This is a genomic window from Salmonella sp. A7 (assembly GCF_020181675.1).
Taxonomy (GTDB): domain Bacteria; phylum Pseudomonadota; class Gammaproteobacteria; order Enterobacterales; family Enterobacteriaceae; genus Salmonella; species Salmonella enterica.
In genome coordinates this window covers 3,474,526-3,500,127 of the sequence record NZ_CP084001.1, presented here as the reverse complement: position 1 = coordinate 3,500,127, position 25,602 = coordinate 3,474,526, and the positions used below count along the sequence as shown (strand labels likewise).

General features: G+C 53.3%; 33 protein-coding genes. 22 read left to right on the top strand and 11 right to left on the bottom strand.

Features of this window, described 5'->3' with window-relative positions; all coding sequences use genetic code 11:
* Entirely contained in the window at nucleotides 1–756 is a 756-nt protein-coding gene (locus LCS67_RS17215) for a hypothetical protein (protein WP_052909488.1), read from the top strand.
* Here the strand turns inward: LCS67_RS17215 and LCS67_RS17210 are convergent.
* From LCS67_RS17210 to LCS67_RS17160, 11 genes are all read right to left on the bottom strand, one after another.
* On the bottom strand, nucleotides 714–1,022 hold the full coding sequence (locus LCS67_RS17210; RefSeq protein WP_072106198.1) for a VRR-NUC domain-containing protein: 309 nt from the start codon (nucleotides 1,020–1,022) through the stop codon (nucleotides 714–716). The two genes, LCS67_RS17215 and LCS67_RS17210, sit on opposite strands and share 43 nt — an antisense overlap.
* Before the next feature lie 189 nt (nucleotides 1,023–1,211).
* A complete protein-coding gene (locus tag LCS67_RS17205; RefSeq protein ID WP_100521854.1) occupies nucleotides 1,212–1,427 on the bottom strand; it encodes an ANR family transcriptional regulator in 216 nt (71 codons plus the stop codon).
* Nucleotides 1,428–1,437: 10 nt separating this feature from the next.
* Nucleotides 1,438–1,917: an HNH endonuclease signature motif containing protein gene (locus tag LCS67_RS17200; protein ID WP_052909485.1), complete on the bottom strand. Its 480-nt coding sequence runs from the start codon at nucleotides 1,915–1,917 to the stop codon at nucleotides 1,438–1,440.
* 3 nt (nucleotides 1,918–1,920) lie between these two features.
* On the bottom strand, nucleotides 1,921–3,987 hold the full coding sequence (locus tag LCS67_RS17195; RefSeq protein ID WP_100521853.1) for a DNA polymerase: 2,067 nt from the start codon (nucleotides 3,985–3,987) through the stop codon (nucleotides 1,921–1,923).
* Between the two features lie 74 nt (nucleotides 3,988–4,061).
* Nucleotides 4,062–4,700 (bottom strand): Nmad5 family putative nucleotide modification protein, encoded by a 639-nt coding sequence (locus tag LCS67_RS17190; RefSeq protein ID WP_100521852.1) that lies wholly within the window; start codon nucleotides 4,698–4,700, stop codon nucleotides 4,062–4,064.
* 50 nt (nucleotides 4,701–4,750) lie between these two features.
* On the bottom strand, nucleotides 4,751–5,299 hold the full coding sequence (locus LCS67_RS17185; RefSeq protein WP_100521851.1) for a DUF2815 family protein: 549 nt from the start codon (nucleotides 5,297–5,299) through the stop codon (nucleotides 4,751–4,753).
* A 15-nt stretch (nucleotides 5,300–5,314) separates the two neighbouring features.
* Entirely contained in the window at nucleotides 5,315–6,616 is a 1,302-nt protein-coding gene (locus tag LCS67_RS17180; RefSeq protein ID WP_100521850.1) for a DUF2800 domain-containing protein, read from the bottom strand.
* Nucleotides 6,609–7,130, bottom strand: coding sequence for an NUMOD4 domain-containing protein (locus LCS67_RS17175; protein WP_100521849.1), 522 nt, complete (start codon nucleotides 7,128–7,130; stop codon nucleotides 6,609–6,611). Before LCS67_RS17175 ends, LCS67_RS17180 begins: the two co-directional genes overlap by 8 nt.
* A 5-nt stretch (nucleotides 7,131–7,135) precedes the next feature.
* Complete coding sequence (locus LCS67_RS17170) at nucleotides 7,136–8,011, bottom strand: hypothetical protein (protein ID WP_100521848.1); 876 nt, start codon at nucleotides 8,009–8,011, stop codon at nucleotides 7,136–7,138.
* A 281-nt stretch (nucleotides 8,012–8,292) separates the two neighbouring features.
* Entirely contained in the window at nucleotides 8,293–8,820 is a 528-nt protein-coding gene (locus tag LCS67_RS17165) for a hypothetical protein (protein ID WP_100521847.1), read from the bottom strand.
* 336 nt (nucleotides 8,821–9,156) lie between these two features.
* Entirely contained in the window at nucleotides 9,157–9,780 is a 624-nt protein-coding gene (locus tag LCS67_RS17160; RefSeq protein ID WP_100521846.1) for a LexA family protein, read from the bottom strand.
* A 120-nt stretch (nucleotides 9,781–9,900) separates the two neighbouring features.
* On the opposite strand from LCS67_RS17160, the gene LCS67_RS17155 reads away from it, so the two are divergent.
* The 21 genes from LCS67_RS17155 to LCS67_RS17055 all read left to right on the top strand — a co-directional run bounded on the left by LCS67_RS17155 (nucleotide 9,901) and on the right by LCS67_RS17055 (nucleotide 25,599).
* Nucleotides 9,901–10,113: a helix-turn-helix domain-containing protein gene (locus LCS67_RS17155; protein ID WP_080091516.1), complete on the top strand. Its 213-nt coding sequence runs from the start codon at nucleotides 9,901–9,903 to the stop codon at nucleotides 10,111–10,113.
* Nucleotides 10,114–10,116: 3 nt separating this feature from the next.
* Entirely contained in the window at nucleotides 10,117–12,285 is a 2,169-nt protein-coding gene (locus tag LCS67_RS17150; protein ID WP_100521845.1) for a VapE domain-containing protein, read from the top strand.
* 305 nt (nucleotides 12,286–12,590) lie between these two features.
* Entirely contained in the window at nucleotides 12,591–13,025 is a 435-nt protein-coding gene (locus tag LCS67_RS17145; protein ID WP_100521844.1) for an antiterminator Q family protein, read from the top strand.
* A gap of 587 nt (nucleotides 13,026–13,612) precedes the next feature.
* Nucleotides 13,613–13,801, top strand: a complete 189-nt coding sequence (locus LCS67_RS17140) for a hypothetical protein (RefSeq protein ID WP_000658039.1) — start codon at nucleotides 13,613–13,615, stop codon at nucleotides 13,799–13,801.
* An 89-nt stretch (nucleotides 13,802–13,890) separates the two neighbouring features.
* A complete protein-coding gene (locus LCS67_RS17135; protein WP_001623349.1) occupies nucleotides 13,891–14,280 on the top strand; it encodes a phage holin family protein in 390 nt (129 codons plus the stop codon).
* On the top strand, nucleotides 14,267–14,548 hold the full coding sequence (locus LCS67_RS17130; RefSeq protein ID WP_079964098.1) for a phage holin family protein: 282 nt from the start codon (nucleotides 14,267–14,269) through the stop codon (nucleotides 14,546–14,548). Before LCS67_RS17135 ends, LCS67_RS17130 begins: the two co-directional genes overlap by 14 nt.
* Nucleotides 14,548–15,162 carry a glycoside hydrolase family 19 protein gene (locus tag LCS67_RS17125; RefSeq protein ID WP_100521843.1) on the top strand — a complete coding sequence of 205 codons (615 nt, stop codon included), beginning with the start codon at nucleotides 14,548–14,550 and terminating at the stop codon, nucleotides 15,160–15,162. Before LCS67_RS17130 ends, LCS67_RS17125 begins: the two co-directional genes overlap by 1 nt.
* Entirely contained in the window at nucleotides 15,159–15,701 is a 543-nt protein-coding gene (locus tag LCS67_RS17120; RefSeq protein ID WP_100521842.1) for a DUF2514 family protein, read from the top strand. The genes LCS67_RS17125 and LCS67_RS17120 overlap by 4 nt, the downstream gene beginning before the upstream one ends.
* 102 nt (nucleotides 15,702–15,803) lie before the next feature.
* Nucleotides 15,804–16,307, top strand: coding sequence for a hypothetical protein (locus tag LCS67_RS17115; protein ID WP_023136440.1), 504 nt, complete (start codon nucleotides 15,804–15,806; stop codon nucleotides 16,305–16,307).
* Nucleotides 16,308–16,366: 59 nt separating this feature from the next.
* Complete coding sequence (locus LCS67_RS17110; protein WP_000162793.1) at nucleotides 16,367–16,939, top strand: terminase small subunit; 573 nt, start codon at nucleotides 16,367–16,369, stop codon at nucleotides 16,937–16,939.
* Between the two features lie 2 nt (nucleotides 16,940–16,941).
* Nucleotides 16,942–18,564 (top strand): TerL protein, encoded by a 1,623-nt coding sequence (locus LCS67_RS17105; protein WP_100521841.1) that lies wholly within the window; start codon nucleotides 16,942–16,944, stop codon nucleotides 18,562–18,564.
* Nucleotides 18,564–20,033 (top strand): DUF1073 domain-containing protein, encoded by a 1,470-nt coding sequence (locus tag LCS67_RS17100; protein ID WP_100521840.1) that lies wholly within the window; start codon nucleotides 18,564–18,566, stop codon nucleotides 20,031–20,033. Before LCS67_RS17105 ends, LCS67_RS17100 begins: the two co-directional genes overlap by 1 nt.
* A 13-nt stretch (nucleotides 20,034–20,046) precedes the next feature.
* Nucleotides 20,047–20,655 carry a phage minor head protein gene (locus LCS67_RS17095; protein ID WP_225090899.1) on the top strand — a complete coding sequence of 203 codons (609 nt, stop codon included), beginning with the start codon at nucleotides 20,047–20,049 and terminating at the stop codon, nucleotides 20,653–20,655.
* Nucleotides 20,656–20,669: 14 nt separating this feature from the next.
* Entirely contained in the window at nucleotides 20,670–21,902 is a 1,233-nt protein-coding gene (locus tag LCS67_RS17090) for a DUF2213 domain-containing protein (RefSeq protein ID WP_100521839.1), read from the top strand.
* Nucleotides 21,903–21,906: 4 nt separating this feature from the next.
* Complete coding sequence (locus tag LCS67_RS17085) at nucleotides 21,907–22,404, top strand: hypothetical protein (RefSeq protein ID WP_000128058.1); 498 nt, start codon at nucleotides 21,907–21,909, stop codon at nucleotides 22,402–22,404.
* 11 nt (nucleotides 22,405–22,415) lie between these two features.
* The gene (locus tag LCS67_RS17080) at nucleotides 22,416–23,357 is read left to right on the top strand and encodes a DUF2184 domain-containing protein (RefSeq protein WP_100521838.1); all 942 of its coding nucleotides are present in this window, start codon (nucleotides 22,416–22,418) and stop codon (nucleotides 23,355–23,357) included.
* Nucleotides 23,358–23,398: 41 nt separating this feature from the next.
* Nucleotides 23,399–23,767: an STY1053 family phage-associated protein gene (locus LCS67_RS17075; RefSeq protein ID WP_100521837.1), complete on the top strand. Its 369-nt coding sequence runs from the start codon at nucleotides 23,399–23,401 to the stop codon at nucleotides 23,765–23,767.
* On the top strand, nucleotides 23,733–24,140 hold the full coding sequence (locus tag LCS67_RS17070; protein WP_100521836.1) for a DUF4054 domain-containing protein: 408 nt from the start codon (nucleotides 23,733–23,735) through the stop codon (nucleotides 24,138–24,140). The genes LCS67_RS17075 and LCS67_RS17070 overlap by 35 nt, the downstream gene beginning before the upstream one ends.
* Nucleotides 24,137–24,685, top strand: coding sequence for a hypothetical protein (locus LCS67_RS17065; protein WP_100521835.1), 549 nt, complete (start codon nucleotides 24,137–24,139; stop codon nucleotides 24,683–24,685). Before LCS67_RS17070 ends, LCS67_RS17065 begins: the two co-directional genes overlap by 4 nt.
* Nucleotides 24,672–25,061, top strand: coding sequence for a hypothetical protein (locus tag LCS67_RS17060; protein ID WP_001142488.1), 390 nt, complete (start codon nucleotides 24,672–24,674; stop codon nucleotides 25,059–25,061). The genes LCS67_RS17065 and LCS67_RS17060 overlap by 14 nt, the downstream gene beginning before the upstream one ends.
* Complete coding sequence (locus LCS67_RS17055) at nucleotides 25,036–25,599, top strand: hypothetical protein (protein ID WP_129328868.1); 564 nt, start codon at nucleotides 25,036–25,038, stop codon at nucleotides 25,597–25,599. Before LCS67_RS17060 ends, LCS67_RS17055 begins: the two co-directional genes overlap by 26 nt.
* The last annotated feature ends 3 nt before the right edge of the window (nucleotides 25,600–25,602 follow it).

The window sequence follows — 25,602 nt, the reverse complement described above, 5'->3', positions numbered from 1 at the left end:
ATGAAAATTTCAGGTCGAGAATTCCTCAAAGATTTTTCGTCAATACCTACTATATCAGCGTTGCTTTATATCTTGACTTATGCCTACTTAGCTGGGGAGAGCTATTATTTTAAATATCCAATAGAGTTTATAGATATAAACATTAACATTATCCTGATAACTTCATTTAAAATATCGACAATATATCTACCTCTCTTTTGCGTTTTTTGGTTTGATTTGCCGAAAAGATCATCGATTTTATGGTTTGTGATTTCTGGTGTTTATTCATTGTGGATTATGAGCGTTTACACCTTTAATATATTAAATCCCATTAAATTGTTTATGTTGATATATAGTGGGAAAGCCATTTTCTTGGTATCACTTGGCATTATTGTTGTGGTTTTTATGATTATGATTGTTATTTGGAATGGTGTTTTTAAATCAAATCCAACAAATAAGATCACATCGGCTGTCTTGGGTACAATGTGTCTTTTGGTGCTGTCATTTCTTGCTGGATTCGTTAACTCAACGTCTAATAAAGTATCGTATCCGGAGTACGATAATGGTGAAAATGGGCTTTCGACAACAACTGACGCACCCTTTATACTATTGTCAAAAAGTAGTAATGGTTTCATCCTCGGGCGTTGTGATGCCTACGATAAAGACTTTGTATTGATTCCCTACGATGACAAAATTAAATTTAGAAGGGTCAAAGACGAAGATAAAATAAATTTTTATAGGCATTGTTTTGATGATACTTGGCATCTGTCTCTTTGAAGAATCTCTTCCAGATTTTTGCTATCCAGTACCACCACGGTAAAGCCCAGCGCACGCAGCCGTTCATGCTCGCGCAGCTGGTCGGCGCGTGGTGGTTTGCCGGGTGCTTTGCATTCGACAAAGACGATGCGACCGCCGGGTAGCAGAACAATGCGATCAGGTACTGAACGGTGACCGGGCGATATAAACTTATAAGCCACACCGCCAGCCTTTTTTACTTCGGCGACGAGGTGCTTTTCGATGAGGTTTTCACGTTCGTAGGCCATGGCGCTATCTCCCGTCAAAGCGGCCGTAGCCTTTGACCATGCAGTGACCGTTTATATACACCGCGGTTGTGCTTAGTTCTTTGGCTATGCGCTCTTCACAGTCATTCCTGTCTGATTCCCCCGCCCATCCCAGCAGCATGATAAAAAGGGCGATACCTCCGCCCCACAGGACTAACCGGAGCAGAATCTTCATACCTCTGCCTCTTTACGCTTCTCGCGGATGTTTTGCATGATGCAGAAATCAGCGCGGTTATCGCTCCACTGCTGGTTAACAGGGTTGCGGGATTCCTGGTTTGCTTTGGCCCATACTTTCGCCGCCCGGTCATATTCGCCAGCCTGCTCAAGGCGCATAGCCTCTCTTGCAGACCGGAAATACAACGGGCTGTCGTGTTTTTCGAATGACATAGGAGATACCTCAGAGTGAGCTGGCAAACTCTCCTGCGTAAAGCTCCGCGCCTTTGGCGTAAGCCTCTGCTGCCTGCTCTTTTGTGGGAAAATACCCGAGGTTTTTAACTCGTCCTCGGATTACGATTTTTGCCTGCCATGGCTTTCGCGGGCAATTAGGGTGAAACACAACGCCTTTGAAACCGGATGTGTTGTGCCTACGCTTTGCAATGTTGTATTGATTCTGGGCGTTATTGCAGACTCGAAGGTTTTCTATCCTGCAATCACGCGGGTCACGGTTTATGTGGTCCAGCATCGGTGGTATGGATCCGTGGTGGTAGAGCCAGACGAGTTGGTGCAAGTAGTAGGTTTTTCTACCGATAGTGGTTGCAAGATACCGCTGATTCTTACCCGTACCGTGCCACGGGTAGGGCTTACGACCACCAACACGACGCAATAACCCCGTCAGTGGTTCGTAGACGAACAGCGCTTTAACTTCATCCTGTGTCATAACTCACTCTTTTCTGTAATGGTACGCCTCGAAGCCGCCAGCGTTCAGCGGGATATCTGGCGCCCATTCGGGGTTAGTGGAGAGCAGCGCAGAAAGCGCTTTATCGTTAAAATCGTCGGTGTCCGGTGCTTCGCAAATAACTTCGTCGTGTACCGTCAGCACAATGCTGTAACCGGCGTCCTCGATCAGCGGCATGTTTCCGGCCAGAACATCACGGGCGGCCGCCTGTGTGACGTTTTCCACCAGCTTTCCACCGTAGGTTTTGAGCCGCTGCCATTTGCGCGAGTAGGAGTTAACGCCCTGATAGGTGATATTCCCCTTCTCGATGGACGGGGACGGGTAACAGAGTGCTCGCCCGGATGGCAGCTGTATGCGCAGCCATGCGCCATCGCGGCGGATTTTCAGATAACTGCAGTACAGCGTTTTTTTCGGTGTGGCTATTGCGGCGCGGACGGTGCGCTCGAGCTCATACCAGAAATCGCAGGTTGCCGGGTGCGCTCTGCGCCAGAGACGTTTAAGCGAGTCACAGGCAATAAATACGCGCTCAGACAGGCCGTAGGTCGCCTTACGTTTTACCGATTCGTCATACCAGCTTTTCGCTTCGCGGATAACGTCGCGAGGGATATTAGGTAGCGCGGCGTTCGCCAGCTTGTCGAGGTCCAGACCATATACAAGGGCAAAGGTAAGAAACGCCGCAACGCCACCGCCAAAGCCGAGGCCGAGCTCCATCACCTTGCCGATCTGACGCTGGTATTTATCAACATCATCCGGCGAGATGTTGAAGGCGCGGGCGTAGGCCAGTTTATAGAGGTCGGGGCCGGTCCCCTCGTCGTACTCCCTGAACGCGTCCAGTTTCCACTGCTCACCGGCAAGCCAGGCCAGCTTGCGCCCTTCGATGTTCGACAGGTCGCTAACCACCAGCTTTTTACCTTCGGGCGCCATAATGCAGCCGCGCAGCGCAGAGCTGGTCAGCTCCATGATGTTATCGAACAGCAGATCGGCGCATCCGGCTTTCAGTGCTTCGATGCCCTCGTCTATCTGCTCCTGCTCAAGAGAAGGGCGGGGCAGGTTCTGCGGCTGGAATAATCGCCCGGCCCAGCGCCCGGTTCGCGATGCACCGCAGAACTGCAGCGTGCCGCGCAGACGACCGTCACTGCTCACGCCTTTCATCAGCGATTTGTACTTACTGGTGCTGGTGGTGCTGGCCTGCAGGCGGATAGCCAGTAGCTCTTTTACCGCCGACGGCAAATCAGGATCTGTGATGCGGCGTTCCAGCGTGCTGCGCTGCATGTCCGGCAGCTCCACGCCGTAGGATTCAACAATGTGCTTAATCAGTGCGTCGCGCTGCGTGGCCGCCTGCACTTCGCCATCGGTCATCACCTGTGTGCGTTTCGCAAGGCGCTTTTGCTCCAGGTCTACAGCCTCGATTGCTGCCTGCGCGAGCTGCACATCCATGCAGACGCCGCGGTCGTTGATATGCTGGTCACGATGCCAGAGCGCCAGCTCTGCACCCTGATAATTCCACTTCGGCAGGCGTTTATACACTTCGCGCATGGCTTCGATATCAAGGCCAGCATAAGCAACAAAGCGCCGCCATTCTTCCGGGTGCGTCTTACTGGTCGCGCGGCGCAGTTTGCTGTTCTTTGGCCGTGGCTTACAAAAAAGCTGTATGAGCGCCTTACCTTCTTTATCCTTCGCCTTGTCCTGCGGAACGCCCAGCACTTCGCAGAGCACCCCCAGTGCGCCGGGGAGTCCGTGCGCCAGCGCCTGTACCATTGTGTCGCGCCAGCGTTCTACTGGCGGTGCCAGCCTCGGCATTGCATAACGCAGGACGGTGCGGTCAAAGTACGAATTATGGAAATAAAGCAGGGTTTCAGGGTCTACGATTGCCTCGTACAAGCCGTGGGGGATACCGCCGCCGGCAGTGACGTCCCAGACGTTAACAGGCCCGTCGTTGATAGCCCAGGCGAATAACATTACTTCGGCGCCCTCGGCATAGGCATGTGTTCCGTTTTTGATGGGTATTTCACAGAAGGTTTCCAGGTCGCCCCAGAGAATGTTTTCAGACATAGATATTCCTCGCGGGTGCTTTGCAAAAAGGGACGCTCTTCGCAAAACACCCGGCGCATGGCCGGGTGAGGTGATTACGCTGCGGCTTCTTCGTCAGAGGGGAGCCCGATCATTTCGTTGAGTGTTTCGCGCCGTATCGCTGGTGGTAGGGGGACGGACGGGGCGTCAGCCGGCAGAAGTTCTTTAGCTTCGGGCCATTCTTCCAGCAGCCTCTTAACCGTGCGCACTTTACTGAGCGCTGCACTGACATTCTGTCGAATGTCCGCTTCATCGCTTTTGATCTGCTTGAGTAGCGCATCGAATCCGTAGAATTCGGTAACAAGAGGATCATCCGCCAGGAGGGTGAACTCATACGGTGATATTTTGCGGATGTGTTCTGGTGCGTTGGGTTCATGTGCCCGATAGTTCCCGTTGAAATAAACGTTTACTCGCGCGCCTGCCAGATTGAGATAAATGTCGCTATCTGTTCTGATAAAAGTGTTGGTAGTTTTCAGTGCTTCGGGGAATTTTGATGCCAGCGTTTCTATTTTTTTGAGATTTTTGATTATCTCGGCCTCAACTTCTTGACCACCAATCGCCGCAAGGCGAACACGCTCAGCCCAGTCCATACGCGCTGCTCGCAGCGCCGCTTTGCGCTTGGGTATTCCCGCTTTTGTCAGCGCGTTACAGATAACTTGTTCTTTAATATGGTTGGTTAATACTGTTTGTGTCATTGTTCTGACCTCGGAAAATAGCCCGGCTATATGCCGGGCGCGGTGGGGAGTTAAATCAGCGCGTCGGCATCGGCGCCTTCGCTGATGTCGTCGAAGTCGTCAGTGCTTGCCACTCCTCCGCCAGCGAAGGCGTCGCCATCGTGCAGGAACTGAACACCGCCCAGCGAAGCGTTGATACGTTTGCCGAAGTTGTTGTCTTGAGCCCAGATGTCGATAACTGCGTTGACATAGCAGCCTGCATAAGGACGACCATCAGCCTGGATTAGCGGAGAACGGTCACGGTCAAGAACTGCCGGACGCGCTTTGTTGGCTGCGTTCAGGAAGAAGTTACCCGGGAAGCCTTCGTATTCAGCTTTCTCGTCACCATCATGCAGGCACAGGTTGAGCTTCTTCTCGAGCTGGCCGTAGATGATTTCCCACTTCTCACCCCATTTCTCTTTGGCCACCTGCTTTAACGCCTTGCGAACCTCTTCCAGTTGTGGGTGGTTCGGAGCCATCAGAAAGACTGCCGAGAAGCGCGGGTCGCCTTCACCGTTTACGGTTTTGGCTTCGAACAGTGCAGGAAAAGCAAGGCGTACGTTATTCAGTTTAATTTTCATGGAGTATTTCCTTAATCAGATGAGGTCTGCGGCGAGCGCGTCGTCGGATACGTCGTCGAAGTCGTTAACAGGGTTGATATTGAGCGCCGGGCGCGGGTCGGATTCGGGGGCTACGGTGGGTTTACCGTCAGTGCGGGTGATCAGCGCTTCGACTTTCGTCCAGCGGCGAGGACTGGCCTTTTTGATAAGCTTCTCGGCTTTGGTTGGGCTAATCAGCTTAAGGTCGAAAACCTCCTCAGTTTTATAACGGAACTGGTCTTTCAGCAGCGCGCGGGCGGCTTCTTCATCGCTCCAGGCGCGATTACCCTGTTTACCAGTAACCAACTTAAAGCCCGGTACCGGATGCCCGGCGTTCAGCTCACTGTTCACCCGGTCGCGCACAGCCTTTAGCCACGATTCGATAGCATCGGCCTGACTGTAAATCTCCGCCAGTTCCTTGATGGTCAGAAGCGGTACGCGCGAGCGGGCACCAGTTATGATTTCACCGACTGGTTTTGTCAGGTCTTCGAAATCGTTGGCAGCAGTTTGCATGTGCTGCATTTTCTGAGCAGTGCAAACGGCTTTTGCCTTACAGAACCGGCACTGTTTTTCGCCAGGGGTGAAGTTTTCCAGCGGCAGGGTTTCGACACCCTCACAATCGGCGATGTTGAACATCACGATCACACTGGCGGCCGCTTCCTGCGCCCGTTCGCCGAATGCCTGGAGCTCTTCCACCGTCAGGGCCCACTCTGAAACGTGGTTAAGCCGCGGCTGGTGGATGAACAGGCGCACCGTCTCGAAGTCGTACAGCATGCTGAACTGCTCGAGCGCGCCCAGGGCATACAGCTGCAGTTGCTCGTTCTGTTCGGCATCGACGCACACACCCTTACCGTATTTCAGGTCGTGGATCTGAAGCTCGTTGCCCGCGATGATTACGCCGTCGGCAGTACCGAATGACTCTTCAACCCCCACAATGTGGGAGAAGTCGACACGTTGCTCGACAAGCAACTCATTGCCCTGTGACAGCGCCCAGACTGTATCGACGTAACGGCCAACGGCTTCGACCATTTCCTCATCTACCTGTGGGCCTGTAGTATCATCAGGATGCTCAGCGAGCGGGTAAGAGCCGAGGAACATAGCGACATTGCAGCCCCCATAGTGTTCCGGGTGGCTTTGGCGGTTGCGCAGTACCTTTTCAGCGAGTGCATGCGCCGTGGTACCTTCAACAGCGAAAGACGTTTCTTTGTCTGGTTGCGTGGCCTCAAGCGCCAGACTGCCGGGGCAGCGCATCCACCGATGCGCGGATGACGGGGAAAGTCTTGCATGAACATCAGGCATTCATGACCTCCTGAATGTGTTTTCGCCGCGCAGCCGCTGCCTCGTTCAAGGAGGCGAAATACCCTAAGTGGGTGTATCGACCGTTATTGCTACCGTAGGCACGCCACGGCTTATGCTTACCTGCGTAGAAGGTGACGCCTACAACATTCGTTTTGCTTTTGCAGGCATGTCTGTTGCTGCAATTCTGATACCGTTTTAACCAACGAAGATTGGTAGCTCGATTGTCAGTGCGGATACCGTTGATATGGTCAACGTCCATTGCGTCAGGGGTATCGCATGAGAGAAATGTTTTGGCGATGAGACGATGGATTGGAACTTGCTTGCGCTGGCCGTTAATACAAATCGATACCGTTAAATATCCACGGCGGTTGATCTGAGGCTTTAATTCGCGGCCTTTAACAGACAATATTTTTCCGTTGTTCTCATCGCGAACCTTGCGATCTGTACTGCGGATTACCCCGTTGGGGTGTGCTTGGTAGAATCCTGCACAACCCGGAATGTCTATCCAGTTCATGGCAGTTACTCCACTGATAACGCTTTTTCAGCCTGGGCGATCACGTCTGCGAGATTCTCGTCGGCGACTTCACCCAACTTTTTCGCCCCCTGTTTTTCCAGAATGGCGACGGCTTCGGCACGGTATCCGCCTTTCGCGAGCTGGAGGATCAACCCTTCGGCCTGTTTACGCAGAGCCGCAAAATCCTGTTGGCTGTCGCCTGTCTCAGTACCGGCTTTTTCTGCTTCCTCTTTTCGTTGCAGATACTCGACTTTGTTGATTTCTGTATAACCCGCATCAAGATGCGCTTTCAGCTCGGCTTCGGTACTGAGTTCGCCGATTTTGCCGTCCTCATGCCGGACGAAGAACGGCCCCTTGCGTTTCTGTGGTTCGCTTTTGCTTCTTCCCTTCTTTGGCTTTACTTCATCGCGTCCGGCTGGCGGAGCATCAAGCAGGCGCTCGGCAAAAGCACGGCGCTCGCCGATGGTCGGCAGGTCGTCCCAGAATTTCAGAATGTTGCGGGACAGGTCGAGCAGGGCGGGTTTAAGCAACTCTTTCGCGCGTTTAACACCCTGCAACGCGCTGTCCAGTGCATCGATTTGCACCACGCGTGCTTCACCGGTTGCGTCGCGGTACGCGACGGCGCGCTGCAACATTTCTTCGGTTATTTGTTGCGGCACCGGATAGAACGCTGCCAGCGCGATAACGTCGCTGAATGTCAGGTCGTCCAGTGTCAGTGCCGCTTTTGTTTTAGCCACTGTTTCATGGTATTCCTGCACCTGCGCTATAGCATCCGGGCGCATGACAACGCCTGATGCCAGCGTGCTGATTAGACGTTCCAGCAGTTCGTTATTACGGGTTACCAGTTGGTTATTAAGCTCCAGGTTTGTTTCTAAGCTCATACTGCAGTCCTCGCTACAAGGAGAATGAAAGTTATGATCAGGCCGAGCGCAGTAGCGAGGGCCAGACCGGTAATTAAGTCGAAAGTTTTGTGGCGGTAACGGAGCACGTCGCGCCCCGTCAGCCGGTGGAGGTGTTCAGGTTTCATCGGTGGTGCTCCTTTTATGTCGGGGAACGCACCCGGTGCCATCGGGCGAGGCGTAACACTTTCATGGATGCGTTTTCAGACAGAAAAAGGCCCGTCGAAGGTGGCGGGCAAGGACTACACACAGCAATAGGTGATTTATTCAGATGGGGACGGCATACGGACTGGCATAATGAGCATATAAGCGTCAGCGCTTAACTGAAGGCGTATCGCGTCAGATACGCCTTGTGTTTCGATAATGGCGTTGGCCTTTTTATCGAAATATTTTGAGCATTTCGCAGCGTCTGCCAGATAGGGCAGATGTATACCAATGGCATCCACTTTTCCGGGTTTAAAGTCAGCCACCCGGCGCCAGTCCGGAAAATGTCCGTCAATAACTTCGACTGGCGATGTCATGACTGTCCGGCCTTCGTTATCGAGAAAAATGGCCGCTTTCAATACCGTATCTATACGGACCTGCTCAAATTTTGTGGGAGGCTTTGCTTTCACGTTGACGATGGCGCTTTCCCCTTCGGTTATGGCCTTACCGCAAAACAGGCGATGCCCGTTTGTGCCCACAACAAAACCCTCAGAGTCAAAGAAAATGCCATTCAGGTAATAGCGGACCTCCTTCACGCCAGCGCATGTCAGCGCAGACAGGTATTCAGCTCTTTTAACAGTGATCATGGTGTGTTCCTGTATAGGTCAGTTCACTTTGGTGGTGCGGTGGCCGGTGCTGATCTTCGGCTTGTCTCGGTGGACTGCAATTCACCGCACCCCAAAGGGAACTTACTGACCCGCATTGCCGACATCCTGTCCCGCCACGGTCCCGACGCATGGTTTAGAGTCGCGCCGTTCGACTTGGGGTTAAATCTACAATTTGAGTTGTATTTTGTAAACCACAAATGTGGTATTTTGTGTTGTGTGAATACCACTTTATTGATATTTAAATGAATTTAGTTTGTAGAATTTTACAAGTAAGAGAAGGGAGGGAGGGTCTTCTGACCCTCCTGAAGGGGTAAATTAACGTTTACGGCGGTAAATGCGGTGCTCAATCATCACTCCGATAATGCGTAATGGCAGCTCCGCGCTACGTAATACTGGATAGTCAGGGTTAAGTGGTACCAGTTCGAAATCGTCAATCCCTATTCCTAACGGGCGGTACTTCTTAAACGTTGCTTCATGCCCGTTGTTTTTGGCGACGACAAATTCACCAGGAGAAGGGCATAGGTCGGGATCTATAATAACAATATCCCCTTCTTTAAATTCAGGTTGCATGCTATCGCCATCTATACGCAGTGCAAAACACGTCTCTGGTACATCGGAATCAGCCAGAATATATTCAAAATCACCTGTCAGGTCGGTTATGTCTCTTGCTTCTGTGAGGCAGCCTGCCTGCACATAGCTCAGTACAGGTATTCTTCTGGTGCTTATTTCGGTAAGCGGCATGATGTTTTTGCCATTCAGGAGCCAGTCCGGGCTGCATTTTAACGCTTTGGCAAGGTCCAAAAGGTTGCGCGGCTTTCGGGTCCGTCCGCTTTCAATAGACTCAATCGATTGTTGACTCACCCCCGCAGAGTTTGCGACTTCTACTTGCGTCATTCCGAGCTCGAGGCGGCGGGCTTTGAAGCGTGCTGCGAGAGACATTTTTAATACCTTTTAAGAGTTGAAATTATGATCCTCTATTATTAAATACAATTTTTGTTGTATTTGACAAACATCATTAGTTGTTGCTAAATACCACTAAAATTGTATGAGGTGATAACTATGACTCTGGCTACCCGAGTAAAAGAGCGACGTAAAGAGCTCAAAATGACACAGGTCACGCTGGCAGAGCTAACAGGGGTTAGTCAGCAGGCGATAAACAGAATTGAAAGCGGTATTATCTCCCGCCCTCGTTATCTTCTTGAAATGTCCGTTGCGCTTGATTGCGATCCTAACTGGTTGCTGCACGGCCCCCAAAACGACAAAAAGGCGTAACCCATGCCAGAAAACAAAAGCTGGGGGGCGACGCCTGATGAATGGTTTCACTTTGATCTGGTGCTGGGGCGTACCGACCAGCTGCTGCCAGTTGTGTGCAACCCGGGTGCGGCCATTTCCCCGAACAGCAAACTCAAAATGCTTGGCAAAACGCCGAGCCTGTATAACCGCGACCGCCTGGCTACCGGGATTAAAGACTGGACCGAGCATGTCGTTACTGAACATGACTTTGCCCGATGGTCTAAAGAGCCCGATTACGGGATCTGCGTGCGTACCGGTCACGGCTGGCTTGCGCTGGACTGTGACAGCGAAGACGAAGACATACAGGCTGATATTCGCAAAACGCTGGTGCAGCTGCTGGGCGATCTGCCGCCACGACGCTGGCGCGCCAACAGCAATAAATGTCTGTACCTACTGGCCGTTGACGGCGATTTCCGTAAGCGCATCCACCGTCTGGCGGGTGATATGGGGATTATCGAGCTACTGGCGAACGGGCAGCAGTTCGTTGCCTGCGGTACGCACAGCAGCGGCGCGCGTATTGAATGGGACGGTGGTCTGCCGGGTGAGCCACCCGTCATTACTGCTGACCAGTTCGAAACGCTGTGGCAGCGCTTGGCGGACCAGTTGCCTGTGTCGGTCACCACTGAAGCGGGCAGCACGAAGATGCGCGACCGCTCAACGTTCACGCCCGGCGCCACGGATGAGACAGCGAATTATCTGGATGCGAACGGTTGGACGCTGCTGGACGGCGCGAACGGCGAGCGCTATATCCGCTGCCCGTTTGAGGATGGTCACAGCACCAGCGGCGACCCGACCAGCACAGTTTACTTCCCGGGTGGTACCGCGGGCTTTGAGCAGGGGCATTTCAAGTGTCTGCACGCCAGCTGTGCGCACCGCGACGACGGCGATTTCCTTAATGCCATTGGGATCCGCAACGACGATTTCGAAGACCTGACCAGCACAGAAGTGGCCGAGCCATTGCCGTTGCCTGCGTTCGAGCGCGATAAGTGGGGCCGCATCGAGGCCACCATCAGCAACGCGGCCAAAGCCGTTGTGCGTCCTGACTTCGTGGACATCGATATTCGCTTCGACCAGTTCCGCGATGAAATCATGTTCGCCCCGGCAGGCTCCGGTCAGTGGCAGGCGTTCACCGATGCGGACTATGCGCGCCTGCGCATCACGATGGAAAAGCGCGGCTTTAAGCCTGTCGGGCGCGAGCTCATCCGCGACGTGGTACTGCTGGCCGCTGACGAACAGCCGTTCGATTCGGCGACCACCTGGCTAAACGGGCTGGAGTGGGACGGCGTGCCACGCATCGAATCTTTCTACCATACGCACTTCGGTACCGCCGACACGCCATATGCCCGCGCGGTGTCCATGTACATGTGGACGGCGCTGGCTGGCAGGGTGCTGGAACCCGGTGTTAAAGCCGATATGGTGCCGATCCTCGTCGGTCCTCAGGGCTGCGGTAAATCCTCCGGCGTGGAGGCGCTGAGCCCCGACCCGGCGTTCTTCACTGAGATCTCTTTCGCAGAGAAAGACGATGACCTCGCACGCAAGATGCGCGGGCGTCTGGTGGCGGAGATTGGCGAGCTGCGCGGCCTCAATACCAAAGAGCTGGAATCCATCAAGGCATTCGTGACACGTACGCATGAGAACTGGATCCCTAAATACCGGGAGTTTGCCACCCAGTTCCCGCGTCGCCTGGTGTTTGTCGGTACCACCAACGAGGACGAATTCCTCGCTGATAAAACCGGTAACCGTCGGTGGCTGCCCGTTGAGGTGTCGAAAGTCGACGTGAAAGCGATAAAAACCGACCTGCTTTTGCTATGGGCTGAGGCTCGCGAGACGTTTAAGCGCCTCGGTGGCATCCAGTTCCGCGATGCTGAACGGCTCGGTGCGAGTGTCCACGAACAGTACACCATCAAGGACGCGTGGCTCGAGACGGTAGAGAAATGGCTCGACACGCCTGACCTGATGACTAACGACACTCCGCGAAACTGCGAATTTTTACGCGCTAGTGACGTTTTGCGTGATGCGATTGGCTTAAATCCCAGCCACATCGGAAAACGCGAAGAAATGCGAATTAGCAATGTTTTGCAAAATTGCGGTTATAAGCGTGAAACACGACGTGTTGAAGGCAAGTTAATGAAGGTTTGGCGGCGGGTGTAACCACCTGTTACCACCTTCAAAGGCGAGGTGGTAACTATTTAACTTATTGAAAGTAAATGGTTGTTACCACTGTTACCACTGTTACCACCTTATTACTAACAACCCCATATATATATATAAGTCGTTCAGGGAAAGGTTAAGAACATGGTGGTAACAGCGGTAACAGGTGGTAACACCGCGAGCTAGTAATTTTTTACACATAACAGCGTGCGATACACAAACCGGGGCTGTGTTACTCATGCCCACGGAGAGGCGGGCGCGGTTCCCTGAAAAATTTTCTGTAGCAAAACGTAGAGGTCAGATCTATGCGTAATATTCAACAGGTTTTAGAGCGCTGGGGCGGCTGGGCTGCCGATAGCAACACCGCAGTAAGCTGGGCTCCGGTCGCTGCCGGGTTTAAAGGACTTGTGGTCAGCAGTTCGTCCAACAGACTGAGTTGCTGCGACGACGACGGACTGGTTATTGATGGCTGTGTCTGCCGTCTGCAGCAGGTGCGCAAGTCCGAAGAGCTGGACGTCATCATGCTGTACTACGTCCACGGGTTGACCAAACGCGAGATAGGGCGAAGGGCTAAAATTTCCGAACGTGAGGTCCGCCGCCTCATGTCTACCGCAGAAGGGTTTATCGAAGGGTGTCTTTGCATGTTGAATGTGCGTTTGCAAATGGATCCTGAGGTTGAAAAACAACGAAGTGAAAAAAGTATTAGTGCGGGCCGCAAAAAGTGCGCTACGCTGGTATGAGTTGAATTTCTGGCCTCAACGAAGAGGCTCCCGTGTGGGGGCTTTTTTTTCTTACCCTGTTCAGGGGAAAAGTTAATAAAACAGGGCTTACGCTGCGAAAAAACGCTATGCATTTTGCACCCTGTTTTATGCACGATTTATTCACCCGCTTTTGTCCGTTTAGAACCACTTAACCCGCGTAAATACGCCTTTCACCGCAAAGCTGTGGCGAGTGCGGATCGAGTGGTGCCGATAACGTACATTATGTTAAATAGAGCTGTTTTTTAACAAATTATGGGGCTCGCTTCGGCGGGCCTTTTCCGTATTCAGGTCTCACTGGCGGACGGCTCATAACCCAATCCGACAGGCGCTTGCGTAGAGCCCGTCCACTATATCAGGCTCCGGGAACCACCCTCGATATTACCGACGTAGCAAACGCAGCCCGTGAAGCCTGACCCTTTGATCACACACTGCGCCATCTGAGCTATCGGTGGTGGGGCTATGACTGGAAAGAGCAGCCTGTACAACAGGATTTGAGTTGTGGCTTCTTGCACCGCGGCATTTTCTGCTTCGCCCTATACTATTTGCTTAGTCTTGCGGAGGTGTGAATGAAAGAAGGGTATTACTGGATTCAGCATAACGGTGTTGTTCAGGTGGCATACTATACGAATGACACAGTTGACGATCTGGAATCAGGACAGCTTATTGTCGGTGTCTGGCATCTGACAAGGGGCGATGATATCTGCCATAACGGCGAAGCAGAAGTACTTTCCGGACCGTTACAATCACCAGTTTAAATGATTTCAACCTTATCAGGGCTGCCATCAGGCAGCCTTTTTTATTTCCCCTCATAACTGAGAGGACCCACACAACCAGAGGGGGATGAATGTCCGAACCTGTATCCAGTGCGACAGTGTTGGCTGGTGGATTAATGGGGGCCAGTGTATTCGGTCTGGCAACCGGAACTGATTATGGTGTGGTATTCGGTGCTTTTGCCGGCGCGGTGTTTTATGTCGCCACGGCAACCAACATCGGACGCATCAGGCTGGTCGCTTATTTTATTACATCATTTATTGTGGGAGTGCTTGGTGCCGGGCTGATAGGTACTAAGCTTGCGGCAATAACGCATTATGAAAAACCACTGGATGCACTTGGCGCAGTAATTATTTCTGCAATGTGTATAAAGTTTCTCACTTTTCTTAACAGTCAGGATCTGAACAGCCTGTTCAGTATTCTTTCTCGTATCAGGGGAGGGGGATCAGATGGTAGCAAATGACCCTTCTGCAGTTCTGAATTCCGTAATTTGTGGGGTGATAGTCATCGTTCTGATGTTTTACCGACGCGGTGATGCGACACACCGCCCCCTGATTTCGTTACTGGCCTATGTCATGGTGCTGGTATATGCCAGCGTCCCTTTCCGGTTTGTTTTTGGTCTATATGAATCATCCCACTGGCTGGTGGTGATGGTGAATATCCTTATCTGCGCCGCTGTGCTGTGGGCTCGCGGTAATGTGGCGCGTCTGGTAGATGCATTGAGGCACTGATGAATCAACAACAATTTCAGCAGGCGGCAGGTATCAGCGCCGAACTGGCTGCGCGCTGGTATCCACATATTACGGCGGCAATGAGCGAATTCGGTATTACTGCTCCACTGGATCAGGCCATGTTTATTTCACAAACAGGGCATGAATCAGCAGGATTTACTGTTCTGAAGGAAAGCTTCAATTATTCGGTGGAGGCGCTGAAAAAGACGTTTGGTAAACGCCTGACGACGTATCAGTGCGAAATGCTGGGGCGTGTCGATGGTAAGCAGGCCGCCCACCAGCCGCAAATAGCCAATCTGGTTTATGGTGGCCGCATGGGTAACAAAGACGCGGGAGATGGCTGGAAGTATCGCGGGCGTGGGCTTATCCAGATTACCGGTCGTGACAATTACCACAAGTGCGGCGATGCGCTGGGTATTGATTTATTGCTGGTGCCACAACTACTGGAGCAGGAAGGATATGCAGCCCGATCCGCAGCGTGGTTTTTCGCCACCAAAGGATGCTTGAAATACTCCGGCGACCTGGTACGTGTTACGCAGGTCATCAACGGAGGGCAGAACGGTATTGGTGATCGGCGGAAGCGCTTTGAAAAAGCAAAATCGGTGCTGGTATGATAGTACTGCTGAAATTGCTTAAAAAATTCTGGAAGCCATTAGCAGAAATACTGCTGGTGGCTTTTTTGTTATGCGCTGGTGCGTACTGGTGTTATTCACGAGGTTATCAGAGAGCGGATACATCCTGGAAATTCCAGTGGGCGCAACGAGACCTTACTGATGCGACCACCGCATTGCAGCGTGAAGTAACCGAAAGAGCGAAAGAGCAGCGTCGCCAGCACGCCGCAGATGAAGAACGGAAAAGAGCTGATGAAGAACTGGCAAAAATACAGGCCGATGCTGATGCTGCTGAGCGTGCTCGCGGTGGGCTGCAACAGCAGCTCGCAGCAGTACAACGGCAACTTGCAGGAAGTGAAACCGGCAGGCTTTCCGCTCTTGCCGCAGCAGGCCAGGCAAAAGCCGAGACCGGAATACTGCTCGCCCAGTTGCTTGGCGAAGCTGACGATCTGGCGGGAAAGTTCGCAAAAGAGGCTGATGAGCGTTATGTCGCCGGAAGCACATGCGAACGTACCTGGGACAAAGTGACCGGGCAGAACTGAAACCTGATAACAAGGAAAATTAATGAAGGCAAAATTATTCGTACTGGCCCTGGTATGTGTGTCCCTCGCCGGTTGTACAACGCTTTATTATCGGTAATGACTATGCGCCGTATATTAGCCACCGCTGCCGCACTTTGTCTTGGCGGCTGCATTACTGTGTATGGTCCGGTTAAAACAGGAGGGCAGCAACAGCAGGACAGCCAGGCCGGGCAGCAGCCAGGGATGAGTGAACAGATATCAACCTCATTCATCGGTAACCGTAAACCGGATGAGTTGCTGAATGCCGTGGCGCTGTATTTCAGGGAGAAGGCCATCACAGCCAGTGTTAACGACCAGACCACAGGTATTATCGCCGGTACAGGGGATGACCCGGAACTGAGTTCGTTGTATCTGGACTGTTCACTGTTACCGCAGACACAAAATATCCAGGAGCATTATCGTATCGTCGCGCAGGTCTGGAGTGCCGGTGAAGGCAGTAATGTTTCGGTAATGGTGACAGGCACTGCCGGACTGGATACTGCCGACGGTAACGATAAGGTGAAGCCGGTTGAGTGTAAAAGTACCGGGATATTTGAGAAGGATTTGCTGGAGCGGCTACGTAAATAAGCATTACAGAAGCTCTTCAACGAGGGGCTTCGATAATGACCTGACATATGGAAAATCAAATGACTAAGAAGCTGAAAGCAAAGCATGAGGTGTTTTGCCGCGAGTTTCTTGTCGATCTGAATGCCACTCAAGCCGCTATCCGTGCAGGATACGCCGCTAAGCGAGCGCATGTTACAGGGGCTGAACTTTATGGCAAACCTGAAATACGCGCCCGCATCAACGAGCTAAAGCAGGAGCGTATCGACCAGTTGGGCATCGACGCGAATTATGTGCTGATGCGGCTGGTGGAGATCGACAAGCTCGATGTGGCCGATATTCTCGAAGACGATTTGAGCGTTAAGCCACTCTCTGAGTGGCCGGAATCGTGGCGTCGGTACCTTAGCGGATTCAACCTGGCCGAAATGTTCGAGGGGCGCGGGGATGACCGCGCAATGGTGGGTATTCTTAAAAAGATTAAGTGGCCCGACAAGGTTAAAAACCTTGAGTTGTTGGGGCGCCATGTCGCTATTCAGGCGTTTAAAGACAACGTGAAAAATGAACTAACTGGCCCGGATGGTACGCCAATCCGAACCGAGGTTACCAATTTAACGCCTGAGCAAGCTGCGGAGGCGTATCAAAAGATGATGGGTTAGCTATGCCTTTACCGTTCCCCTTTGACTTCAAAAATCCTGATTACCAGATGGTTTTTGAATGGCGAATGGAGCGTTTGCTGCGTATTCGCCAGAACCCCGAAATGCTGCCAGCGCTAAAGCAGATTTACCGTACTAACCCGGCACAGTTCATCATCGACTGGGGTATGACGACGGACCCGCGTAATATCGATTATGGCCTGCCGGTCACCATTCCTTTTCTGCTGTTTCCGAAACAGGAAGAGTGGATTCACTGGATTATGGAACGCTGGGGCAAGCGGGAGAACGGTATCACCGAAAAATCCCGTGAAATGGGGCTGAGCTGGACGGCGATCGGGATGGCCTGTTCGCTTTGCCTGTTTAACAAAGAGATGGTCATCGGCTTCGGTTCCCGTAAAGAGGAATATGTCGACAGTACTGGTGACCCTAAGGCGCTGTTCTGGAAGGCGCGCAAGTTTGTAGAGACGCTGCCCGCCGAGTTTCGTGGATCGTGGAGTGAGAAGAAGCATGCACCGTACATGCGTGTTGAATTTCCTGAGACAGGCGCGGTCATCAAGGGCGAAGCTGGTGACAATATTGGTCGTGGTGACCGAACCACACTCTATCTGGTGGATGAGGCTGCATTTCTGCAACGTCCGCTACTGATTGATGCGGCGTTATCGCAAACCACCCGTTGCCGTATTGACCTGAGTTCGGTCAACGGTATGGCGAACCCGTTCGCGCAGAAGCGTCACGGCGGGAAGATACCGGTATTCACATTCCACTGGCGCAGCGACCCCCGTAAGGATGATGAGTGGTATCGCAGGGAATGCGAGAAAATCGACAATCCGGTGGTAGTGGCGCAGGAGCTTGACCTGAACTACAGCGCATCAGCGGAAGGTGTCCTGATCCCCTCAGACTGGGTACAGGCTGCTGTTGATGCACATATCAGGCTGGGCATCCAGCCAACTGGCAAACGACTGGGGGCGATGGACGTCGCCGACGAAGGTCGGGACAAAAACGCCTTTTCAACCCGTCACGGTTTCCTTCTGGAGAATGTGCGGGAATGGTCCGGCGTGGGCAGCGACATTTACCAGTCTGTTGAGAGGGTCTTCGGCTTTTGTGAACAGGATAATCTCGAAGAGTTTCGCTTCGACGAGGACGGTCTGGGGGCTGGCGTTCGCGGCGATGCGCGTGCCATTAACGAGTTACGCAAAGCCGCCCGCAGGCCGCCAATACTTGCCACACCGTTTCGTGGTAGCGGCGCGGTATTCGATCCTGATGACGAAGCCGTACGGGGCGACAATGGGCAGGCCGCACGCCTGAACAAGGATTTCTTCGCCAACGCCAAGGCGCAGAGCTGGTGGTACTTACGCAAGCTCTTCCGGAACACCTACCGCGCCGTTGTTGAGGGTATGGCCTACAACCCGGACGAAATTATCTCCATCAGCAGCACGATGGAGAGCAAAGACAAACTCATCATCGAGCTTTCGCAGCCAACCTACTCCATTAACGGCGTGGGGAAAATCGTTGTGGATAAACAGCCTGACGGCACCAGGTCGCCGAACCTCGCCGACTCGGTGATGATCAGCTACGCGCCAATGAATTCAGCCCTCAACATCTGGGAGCTGCTAGGGAGACAGGCCTGATGGCACGAAACAAACAAGTCTCGCGACGAACGGTGCAGGCCACGGCCGACGGCTACGAGAACTTTGTCGCCCGCGTGGGGATGCAGACGCCTAACCAGCACTCCGCATCGACCTACCGGGCGAACTTCACCAGCCGCAACCGTATGCTGGTGGAATGGTCCTATCGCTCATCCTGGCTCATCGGTGAAGCGGTAGATGCTATCCCCGACGACATGACCCGCAAAGGCATTCGCATCACTTCTGAGATTGACGCAAAAGACCGTGGCACTCTCGAAGCGCAACTGGATCAGTTGCAAATCTGGGATGCGCTGAACGACGTACTGAAATGGTCTCGTCTCTACGGCGGCGCGGTGGGCTTCATCATGATAGAAGGTCAGGCGCCCATGACCCCGCTACGGCTCGAAACCATTGGTGAAGGCAAGTTTAAGGGGATTCTTCCGCTTGACCGCTGGATGATTAACCCGGTACTGACCCGTCGCATTAAAGAAATGGGGCCGAATCTCGGCAAGCCTGAGCTTTATGATGTGGTGACCACCGCAACGGGCATCCCCGCCTGGCGTATTCACCACAGTCGCCTGATTCGCTTCGATGGGGTGACGCTGCCATTCCAGCAGAAGATGACCGAGAACGAATGGGGAATGTCGGTTGTAGAGCGTATCTGGGATCGGCTTACTGCGTTTGACAGCGCCACTGTCGGTGCGGCGCAGCTGGTCTACAAAGCGCATCTGCGGACCTACAAAGTGGAAAAACTCCGTGAGCTTATTGCACTGGGCGGCCCGGCATTCGAGGCGTTGCTGAAAAACATTGATCTGATCCGCCAGTTTCAGAGCAATGAAGGCATGACGCTAATGGATGCCAAGGATACCTTCGAAACCCACCAGTACAGTTTCAGCGGTCTGGATGACATTCTTTCGCAATTCGCCGAGCAGATTAGCGGTGCTGTTGGCATTCCACTGGTGCGCCTGTTCGGGCAGTCCCCTAAAGGTTTCTCAACGGGTGACGCAGACCTTGCCAACTATTATGACCGGGTCAGTTCATTGCAGGAACGTCGCTTACGCCTGCCAGTACGCCGGGTGCTGGACATTATGCATCGCTCGGAGCTCGGTAAGCCGCTGCCGGACGATTTCACGTTTGAGTTTAACCCGCTATGGCAGATGTCAGATGTGGACCGCTCAACGGTGGCTGTGAATACCACCACGGCGATTGTCAATGCGCTGGATGCAGGTCTGATGACAACCAAAGCCGCTATGACCGACCTGCGTGAAAACTCCGATGTTACTGGCATCGGTGCATCCATAACCGACGAGGATATCGAGAATGCCGAAGACGAAGCGCCTCCAGGTATCGGCGAACTTGAAAACCCGAAGCCAGAGCTGGCAGGCGGAGATCCGATATCGAACCAGCCTACGCAAGATAGCGCGGACGGTCGGCGACATCGTAAATGGCCGCTACGATGGTTCAAACGATAGCGTCATCGAAATTATGGACGCCCTGGAACGTTATAGCGAAATCATAACGCCCTGGGCGACCAAAGTTGCGGAGACATTTACCGCTGACCTCGCACGGCAGAACGATAAAGTCTGGCGGCAGCACAGCAAAGACATCAGCCGCGAGTTGCGTAATCTGGTGGAGAACGTCCCGATTGGCCGGGTGATGCAGTCCATCATCGCGGAGCAGGTTAAGTACATTAAATCGCTACCCCTCGAGGCTGCTGACAGGGTATACGACATCCAGTATCGGGCGATTGAAGCTGTTGTGACCGGTGGGAGAGCGGCGCATTTTGCTAAAGAAATTGCAGCATCGGGTGATATAGCAAAGTCCAGAGCTGACCTTATCGCCCGTACCGAGCTTGGACGTGCAACAGGCGCGCTCGATCAGGCGCGAGCGCTGTCAATCGGCTCGAATGGTTATATCTGGCGTACAGCCGAAGATGGCGACGTCCGGCATTCTCATCGGGAGATGGAAGGGAAGTTTGTCGAATGGGGACGACCCCCAACGCTTGACGGCATGACCGGTCACGCTGGCGAGCTCCCGAACTGCCGCTGTTATAAAGAAATCGTCTTCCCCAATCCTCATTCTTATCTCGCCTGAATCGCAGGTAAAACATGAAATATTTTTTCAATACCCGGCTGGGGGAAACCCGATACCGCCTGGCGGATGGCTCATTGCTTTGCAAAGACGTGCCCATAGCGCGAACAGGCAAGCAACTCTACGGCGCAGCCGACCTGCCCAACCTTATTCCTGATGCCTTTGGCGAAATTGTTGTCAGTCGCTCGCCAGAGCATGTCTTTGACCCCGCGACGCTGGCGTCCTTTGAGGGCATGAGTATCACCGTTCTCCACCCGGAGGACGAGAACGGTAATGTTCAGCTAATTAACCCCGCTAACTGGAAAGAGCTGGCGGTGGGGCATCTGCAAAACGTACGGCGCGGAACGGGTGACCAGGCTGACCTGATGATCGCCGACATCATCATCAAAGATGAGTACGCCATCCAGTTGGTTGAAGACGGTCTACGGCAAGTTTCTTGCGGCTATGACGCCGAATATGACCAGACCGAACCGGGTAAGGCCGAGCAGGTAGAAATTACAGGTAACCATGTGGCTCTTGTCCCCAAAGGCAGAGCCGGAAATCGTTGTGCAATTGGAGACAGAGACACAATGGCAAATCAAAAGAAAAGCTGGTGGACCCGCATGCGCACGGCCATCAAAACGGGTGACTCGGACACCATGAACGAACTGCTGGACTCTGCGCCAGCGGCGGTAACGGGTGATGAAGGGGAGCTGCCGAGCGGCGTTAACCTCAACATTAACCTTTCGCCGCAACAACCATTGCCGGACAAAAAGCCGGAAATGGGCGGAGAGCCAACCGGCGACGGCGAGGACGATATCATAACCTTGCTCAAAGCCCTGCTGGCTAAGCTGGAAGGAAATGCGACGGGCGATAACGACGATAAGCCTGACGATAAAGATAAAAAAGATCCGACCGGAGACGGCGAGGACGACGAGGAGGAAACTACGATTACCGGTGACTCTGCCTATCGTGCCGAAGTTATCGTCCCGGGTATCGATCTGAGCCGTAAGGTGAAACCGACCGCGTTCAAACGTGATGTGCTGGCCGCCGCTGATAAAACACTGGTTCGCCAGGTTGTCGGTGATGCTGATATCCGCAAATTGCCTAAGCAATCGGTCGATATGGCATTTAACGCCGTGTCTGAGATTGCCAAAGGGCGAAACACCCGCAGCACCACGGGCGATGCACAACGTCCAAATATGGGCATGACCAGCATCGCTTCCCTGAACAAACAAAACGCCGACTTCTGGTCTAACCGCAAAGGATAATCCAATGACTGCATATCTGTACCGGATGCCTGTTGGCATTGCCGGGGCTATCTCTCGCCCGCAGGACTTAACCGTCGAACCGGTGATCCTTAAATCCGATAACGCCTTCGCAGCGTATGGTCTGGCTGGCAAATACGACGCTGACGGCTTTTTCGTGCCGCTGGCGGAGGGTGACACCGTCGACAAGGTGAAGGGTATCTACGTTCGTCCGTATCCGACCACATCGCAGCCAGACATGGTTCGCCAGGTGGGTACTGATAAGAATTTCCCGGGCGACGCCATGAAGCGTGGGTACATGACGGTAAACGTGGGTGCTGATGCTTCGTCCGTTAAAAAAGGGGGCGTGGTGTACATCGTGGTATCAGCCGATGCTTCTATCCCGGTTCCGCTTGGCGGGATCACGGCGGCAGAGGTGACAGGCAAAACAGCCGCGTTACCTGATGCTTTTTTTACGGGGGCCGGTGACGCTAACGGCAACGCAGAAATCTCCTGGAAGATTTAAGGAACAGACGAATGATTACTTTTGATCAGGCAACCGTTGATAGCTCCGGTGCCTTTCTCATCGGGGAGCTGGAGCGACTCGACCAGGGGCTGAATCTCCCACTGGTGGGTTATACCTGGACACGTGATATCCAGTTGCGCGAAGACGTCTCTATCGCAGATGACATTTCCAGCTGGACGAATACCAGTTTTGGCGTGGCGGGTTCTGGCGCTAATCCGAATGGTAAAAACTGGGTAGGCAAAGATTCAACTGCCATTGCTGGCGTTAATGTTGATATCAGTAAAGACGGCAATCCGCTGAACCTTTGGGGGATGGAGCTGGGCTGGACTGTTGTTGAGCTGGCTGCGGCACAGCAGGTAGGCCGCCCGATCGACACCCAGAAGTACGACGGGATGCAGCTTAAATGGCAGATGGATAACGACGAACAGGTTTACGTCGGAGACGAAGCGCTTGGTTTGAAAGGTCTGACGAATCTCGTTGGTGTGACGCTGAACAACGCGACGAATACCTGGGCTAACTCCACCAACGATGAGATCCTCGACAGCGTGAACAGCATTCTGTCGAATGCCTGGGCAGCATCCGGTTACTCCGTCGTGCCTTCTGATCTGCGGATTCCGCCAGAGCAGTATTCACTGCTGGCGAGCCGTAAGGTTTCCGAAGCGGGTAACCAGTCACTGCTGACCTATCTGGCTGTGAACACTATCGCTTTCCACCAGAACGGCGTTCCGCTGGAAATCAAAGCGGTCAAATGGCTGAAAGGGCGCGGGGTTGGCGGTAAAGACCGTATGGTCGCCTACACCAACGATAAGAAATACGTCCGCTATCCACTGGTTCCGCTGCAAAGCGTTCCTGTTCAGTATCGTGGTCTGTACCAGATTGCGACCTACTACGGCAAGCTCGGTGCGGTTGAGCCAGTGTACAAAGAAACCCTGTCCTACGTGGACGGTATCTGATAACCAGAACGGCCCCGAAAGGGGCCAGAAGGAAACTGAAAATGGCGAAAGAAAAGCTGGTTACCATCCATGTTCACACCCCGTTTACGCTGACTCTCGGCGATCACTCAAAACAGGAGTTTGGCCGGGGACGGCATAACGTACCAGAAGAGGTCGCGTCGCACTGGTTTACCCGGGCGCACGCTGAGTTTTCCGAAAGCGGATCGAATGAAACTGATGACCAGCAACCCATTATCGACAGCCTGCAAGCGCAGATTGCCGACAAAGATAAACTGATTGCCGATCTGAAAGACGATCTGCTCAAGCTACAGGAACAGAACGACAGCCTTCAGGCACAGATTACTTCCGCCCGGACTGGCGGTAATGGGGCGAAAGATGCCAAAGAATCAAAGCCTGCCAACAGTAAGTGATTTTCGCCGCGACTTCCCGCAGTTTGCTGACCCTGCCAGATATCCCGAAGCACAAATCCAGTTTCGTCTGAATATGGCCGATGTACTGCTGAGCGAAAACGTCACCGGCAAAGCGTTGTTTCCGTACTTTGCCGAGTTGTTCGTGGCTCACTATATGACGTTATGGGCGGCAGATAGCCGGGCAACGCTTGTTGGCGGCCCTGGCGGTTCAACCAATGGTGTTCAGTCCTCCAAGTCCGTTGACAAGGTAAGCGTCAGCTATGACACCAGCGCGACACTAAACCCTGACGCGGGTTTCTGGAATAACACTCGCTACGGCGCGGAATTTTACCAGTTGATCACGATGTTCGGCGCCGGGGGACGTCAGCTATGAAAAGCGGTGTAACCATTCGTGCCGATAATGCTCAGTCCATTCTCGATGCGCTCAAATCGTTGACCAAAAAAGATGTTCTGGTCGGCATCCCGGCGGAAGACAGCGATCGGGATGATGTTTCGTTCGGTAATGCCGGGATTGGGTATATCAACGAATACGGCTCACCAGCGCAAAATATCCCACCACGTCCGCATCTTGTACCCGGCGTTAAATCAGTTGAAGACCAGACGATGCCACAGCTTAAAGCTGCGGCGCAAGCCGCGCTTGAAGGGGACGCATCGGGGGCAGAAAGAGCCCTCAATCAGGCGGGGTCGTTGGCAGCTAATGGCGTCAGAGGGTACATGACCACTACCGGCTTTACACCGCTTGCTGACAGCACTGTAAAAGCGCGAGCACGTAGGGGACGTAAAGGGGCAAGTGCGGAGCTAGCCCGGCGTTCTGCCGGTGAGGCACCAGGCACAGATCTGGCGAAACCTTTAATCGATACCGGGCAGTACCGCAGGGCAATCACCTATGTTGTGAGGGATAAAGATGCCGACTCTTGATGTAACTGATGTTCTTTTCGACCCGGATTTTTGCGACTTCAACCTTTGGGTAACGCGTCGGGTACAGACAGTGGACGAAGACGGGATTGGCAGCGACAGCGAAGTTAAAACGCAGTTTGCCGGGGTTGTTACCGTTGACCGTTCACTGGAAAACCGCCGCATGCAGTCCGGGCAGGTTATCAGCGGGGCGATTCTTATCGTGACGACTGAGCGACTCACGCAGGGGCAGACTGGCCGTGATGCCGATATCGTAACGTATCAGAACCGGGATTACCGGGTGACTTTTGTTGACCCGTACACCGCATATGGTGCCGGCTTTGTACAGGCGCATTGCGAGCTGCTGCCGTTCGATGGAGGATTTCCCGTTGAGCAATAATTCCAGTACGGAGCCGGGATGGCTTACACCTGTCAGCGGCGATCCGGATTATGACGAGGCACTCGACAGGCTGTTAAGCCAGTGGGTACGCAACGTTTCCGGTTTGCCGACTGGAATGGTTCGCCCCCGATGGCAGAAAGAGCAGCCGCCACTGCTGCCAGTTGAAACGAACTGGTGCGCGTTCGGCGTTACCGGATGGCCCATAGATAACAGTCCCGCATTCACTAACCAGACTGAAGAGGGCGCTCAGTTCTGGCGACATGAAACTTTTGAGTGCATGGCGTCATTTTATGGCCCGGCGGGCATGACGTTTGCGTCACGTTTTCGCGATGGCATATCTGTCCCGCAAAACAACGCCGAACTGAACGCGCTTGGCCTGTCAATGGGGGACTATACCGGTCTGACCCCTTTCCCTGAACTTATCAACCAGCAGTGGGTTCGCCGTTACGACATTACTGTGCGCCTTCGTCGCAAGGTGATGCGCGAGTACGGCATTAAATCGCTGGTGGATGCACCAGTTTCATTCTTCGGAGACTAAATT

What these genes read in the sequence shown, in the direction of transcription:
- LCS67_RS17215 (WP_052909488.1), top strand. Translation starts at nt 1, where the DNA reads ATGAAAATTTCAGGTCGAGAATTCCTCAAAGATTTTTCGTCAATACCT.
- LCS67_RS17210 (WP_072106198.1), bottom strand. Translation starts at nt 1,022, where the DNA reads ATGGCCTACGAACGTGAAAACCTCATCGAAAAGCACCTCGTCGCCGAA.
- LCS67_RS17205 (WP_100521854.1), bottom strand. Translation starts at nt 1,427, where the DNA reads ATGTCATTCGAAAAACACGACAGCCCGTTGTATTTCCGGTCTGCAAGA.
- LCS67_RS17200 (WP_052909485.1), bottom strand. Translation starts at nt 1,917, where the DNA reads ATGACACAGGATGAAGTTAAAGCGCTGTTCGTCTACGAACCACTGACG.
- LCS67_RS17195 (WP_100521853.1), bottom strand. Translation starts at nt 3,987, where the DNA reads ATGTCTGAAAACATTCTCTGGGGCGACCTGGAAACCTTCTGTGAAATA.
- LCS67_RS17190 (WP_100521852.1), bottom strand. Translation starts at nt 4,700, where the DNA reads ATGACACAAACAGTATTAACCAACCATATTAAAGAACAAGTTATCTGT.
- LCS67_RS17185 (WP_100521851.1), bottom strand. Translation starts at nt 5,299, where the DNA reads ATGAAAATTAAACTGAATAACGTACGCCTTGCTTTTCCTGCACTGTTC.
- LCS67_RS17180 (WP_100521850.1), bottom strand. Translation starts at nt 6,616, where the DNA reads ATGCCTGATGTTCATGCAAGACTTTCCCCGTCATCCGCGCATCGGTGG.
- LCS67_RS17175 (WP_100521849.1), bottom strand. Translation starts at nt 7,130, where the DNA reads ATGAACTGGATAGACATTCCGGGTTGTGCAGGATTCTACCAAGCACAC.
- LCS67_RS17170 (WP_100521848.1), bottom strand. Translation starts at nt 8,011, where the DNA reads ATGAGCTTAGAAACAAACCTGGAGCTTAATAACCAACTGGTAACCCGT.
- LCS67_RS17165 (WP_100521847.1), bottom strand. Translation starts at nt 8,820, where the DNA reads ATGATCACTGTTAAAAGAGCTGAATACCTGTCTGCGCTGACATGCGCT.
- LCS67_RS17160 (WP_100521846.1), bottom strand. Translation starts at nt 9,780, where the DNA reads ATGTCTCTCGCAGCACGCTTCAAAGCCCGCCGCCTCGAGCTCGGAATG.
- LCS67_RS17155 (WP_080091516.1), top strand. Translation starts at nt 9,901, where the DNA reads ATGACTCTGGCTACCCGAGTAAAAGAGCGACGTAAAGAGCTCAAAATG.
- LCS67_RS17150 (WP_100521845.1), top strand. Translation starts at nt 10,117, where the DNA reads ATGCCAGAAAACAAAAGCTGGGGGGCGACGCCTGATGAATGGTTTCAC.
- LCS67_RS17145 (WP_100521844.1), top strand. Translation starts at nt 12,591, where the DNA reads ATGCGTAATATTCAACAGGTTTTAGAGCGCTGGGGCGGCTGGGCTGCC.
- LCS67_RS17140 (WP_000658039.1), top strand. Translation starts at nt 13,613, where the DNA reads ATGAAAGAAGGGTATTACTGGATTCAGCATAACGGTGTTGTTCAGGTG.
- LCS67_RS17135 (WP_001623349.1), top strand. Translation starts at nt 13,891, where the DNA reads ATGTCCGAACCTGTATCCAGTGCGACAGTGTTGGCTGGTGGATTAATG.
- LCS67_RS17130 (WP_079964098.1), top strand. Translation starts at nt 14,267, where the DNA reads ATGGTAGCAAATGACCCTTCTGCAGTTCTGAATTCCGTAATTTGTGGG.
- LCS67_RS17125 (WP_100521843.1), top strand. Translation starts at nt 14,548, where the DNA reads ATGAATCAACAACAATTTCAGCAGGCGGCAGGTATCAGCGCCGAACTG.
- LCS67_RS17120 (WP_100521842.1), top strand. Translation starts at nt 15,159, where the DNA reads ATGATAGTACTGCTGAAATTGCTTAAAAAATTCTGGAAGCCATTAGCA.
- LCS67_RS17115 (WP_023136440.1), top strand. Translation starts at nt 15,804, where the DNA reads ATGCGCCGTATATTAGCCACCGCTGCCGCACTTTGTCTTGGCGGCTGC.
- LCS67_RS17110 (WP_000162793.1), top strand. Translation starts at nt 16,367, where the DNA reads ATGACTAAGAAGCTGAAAGCAAAGCATGAGGTGTTTTGCCGCGAGTTT.
- LCS67_RS17105 (WP_100521841.1), top strand. Translation starts at nt 16,942, where the DNA reads ATGCCTTTACCGTTCCCCTTTGACTTCAAAAATCCTGATTACCAGATG.
- LCS67_RS17100 (WP_100521840.1), top strand. Translation starts at nt 18,564, where the DNA reads ATGGCACGAAACAAACAAGTCTCGCGACGAACGGTGCAGGCCACGGCC.
- LCS67_RS17095 (WP_225090899.1), top strand. Translation starts at nt 20,047, where the DNA reads ATGGACGCCCTGGAACGTTATAGCGAAATCATAACGCCCTGGGCGACC.
- LCS67_RS17090 (WP_100521839.1), top strand. Translation starts at nt 20,670, where the DNA reads ATGAAATATTTTTTCAATACCCGGCTGGGGGAAACCCGATACCGCCTG.
- LCS67_RS17085 (WP_000128058.1), top strand. Translation starts at nt 21,907, where the DNA reads ATGACTGCATATCTGTACCGGATGCCTGTTGGCATTGCCGGGGCTATC.
- LCS67_RS17080 (WP_100521838.1), top strand. Translation starts at nt 22,416, where the DNA reads ATGATTACTTTTGATCAGGCAACCGTTGATAGCTCCGGTGCCTTTCTC.
- LCS67_RS17075 (WP_100521837.1), top strand. Translation starts at nt 23,399, where the DNA reads ATGGCGAAAGAAAAGCTGGTTACCATCCATGTTCACACCCCGTTTACG.
- LCS67_RS17070 (WP_100521836.1), top strand. Translation starts at nt 23,733, where the DNA reads ATGCCAAAGAATCAAAGCCTGCCAACAGTAAGTGATTTTCGCCGCGAC.
- LCS67_RS17065 (WP_100521835.1), top strand. Translation starts at nt 24,137, where the DNA reads ATGAAAAGCGGTGTAACCATTCGTGCCGATAATGCTCAGTCCATTCTC.
- LCS67_RS17060 (WP_001142488.1), top strand. Translation starts at nt 24,672, where the DNA reads ATGCCGACTCTTGATGTAACTGATGTTCTTTTCGACCCGGATTTTTGC.
- LCS67_RS17055 (WP_129328868.1), top strand. Translation starts at nt 25,036, where the DNA reads ATGGAGGATTTCCCGTTGAGCAATAATTCCAGTACGGAGCCGGGATGG.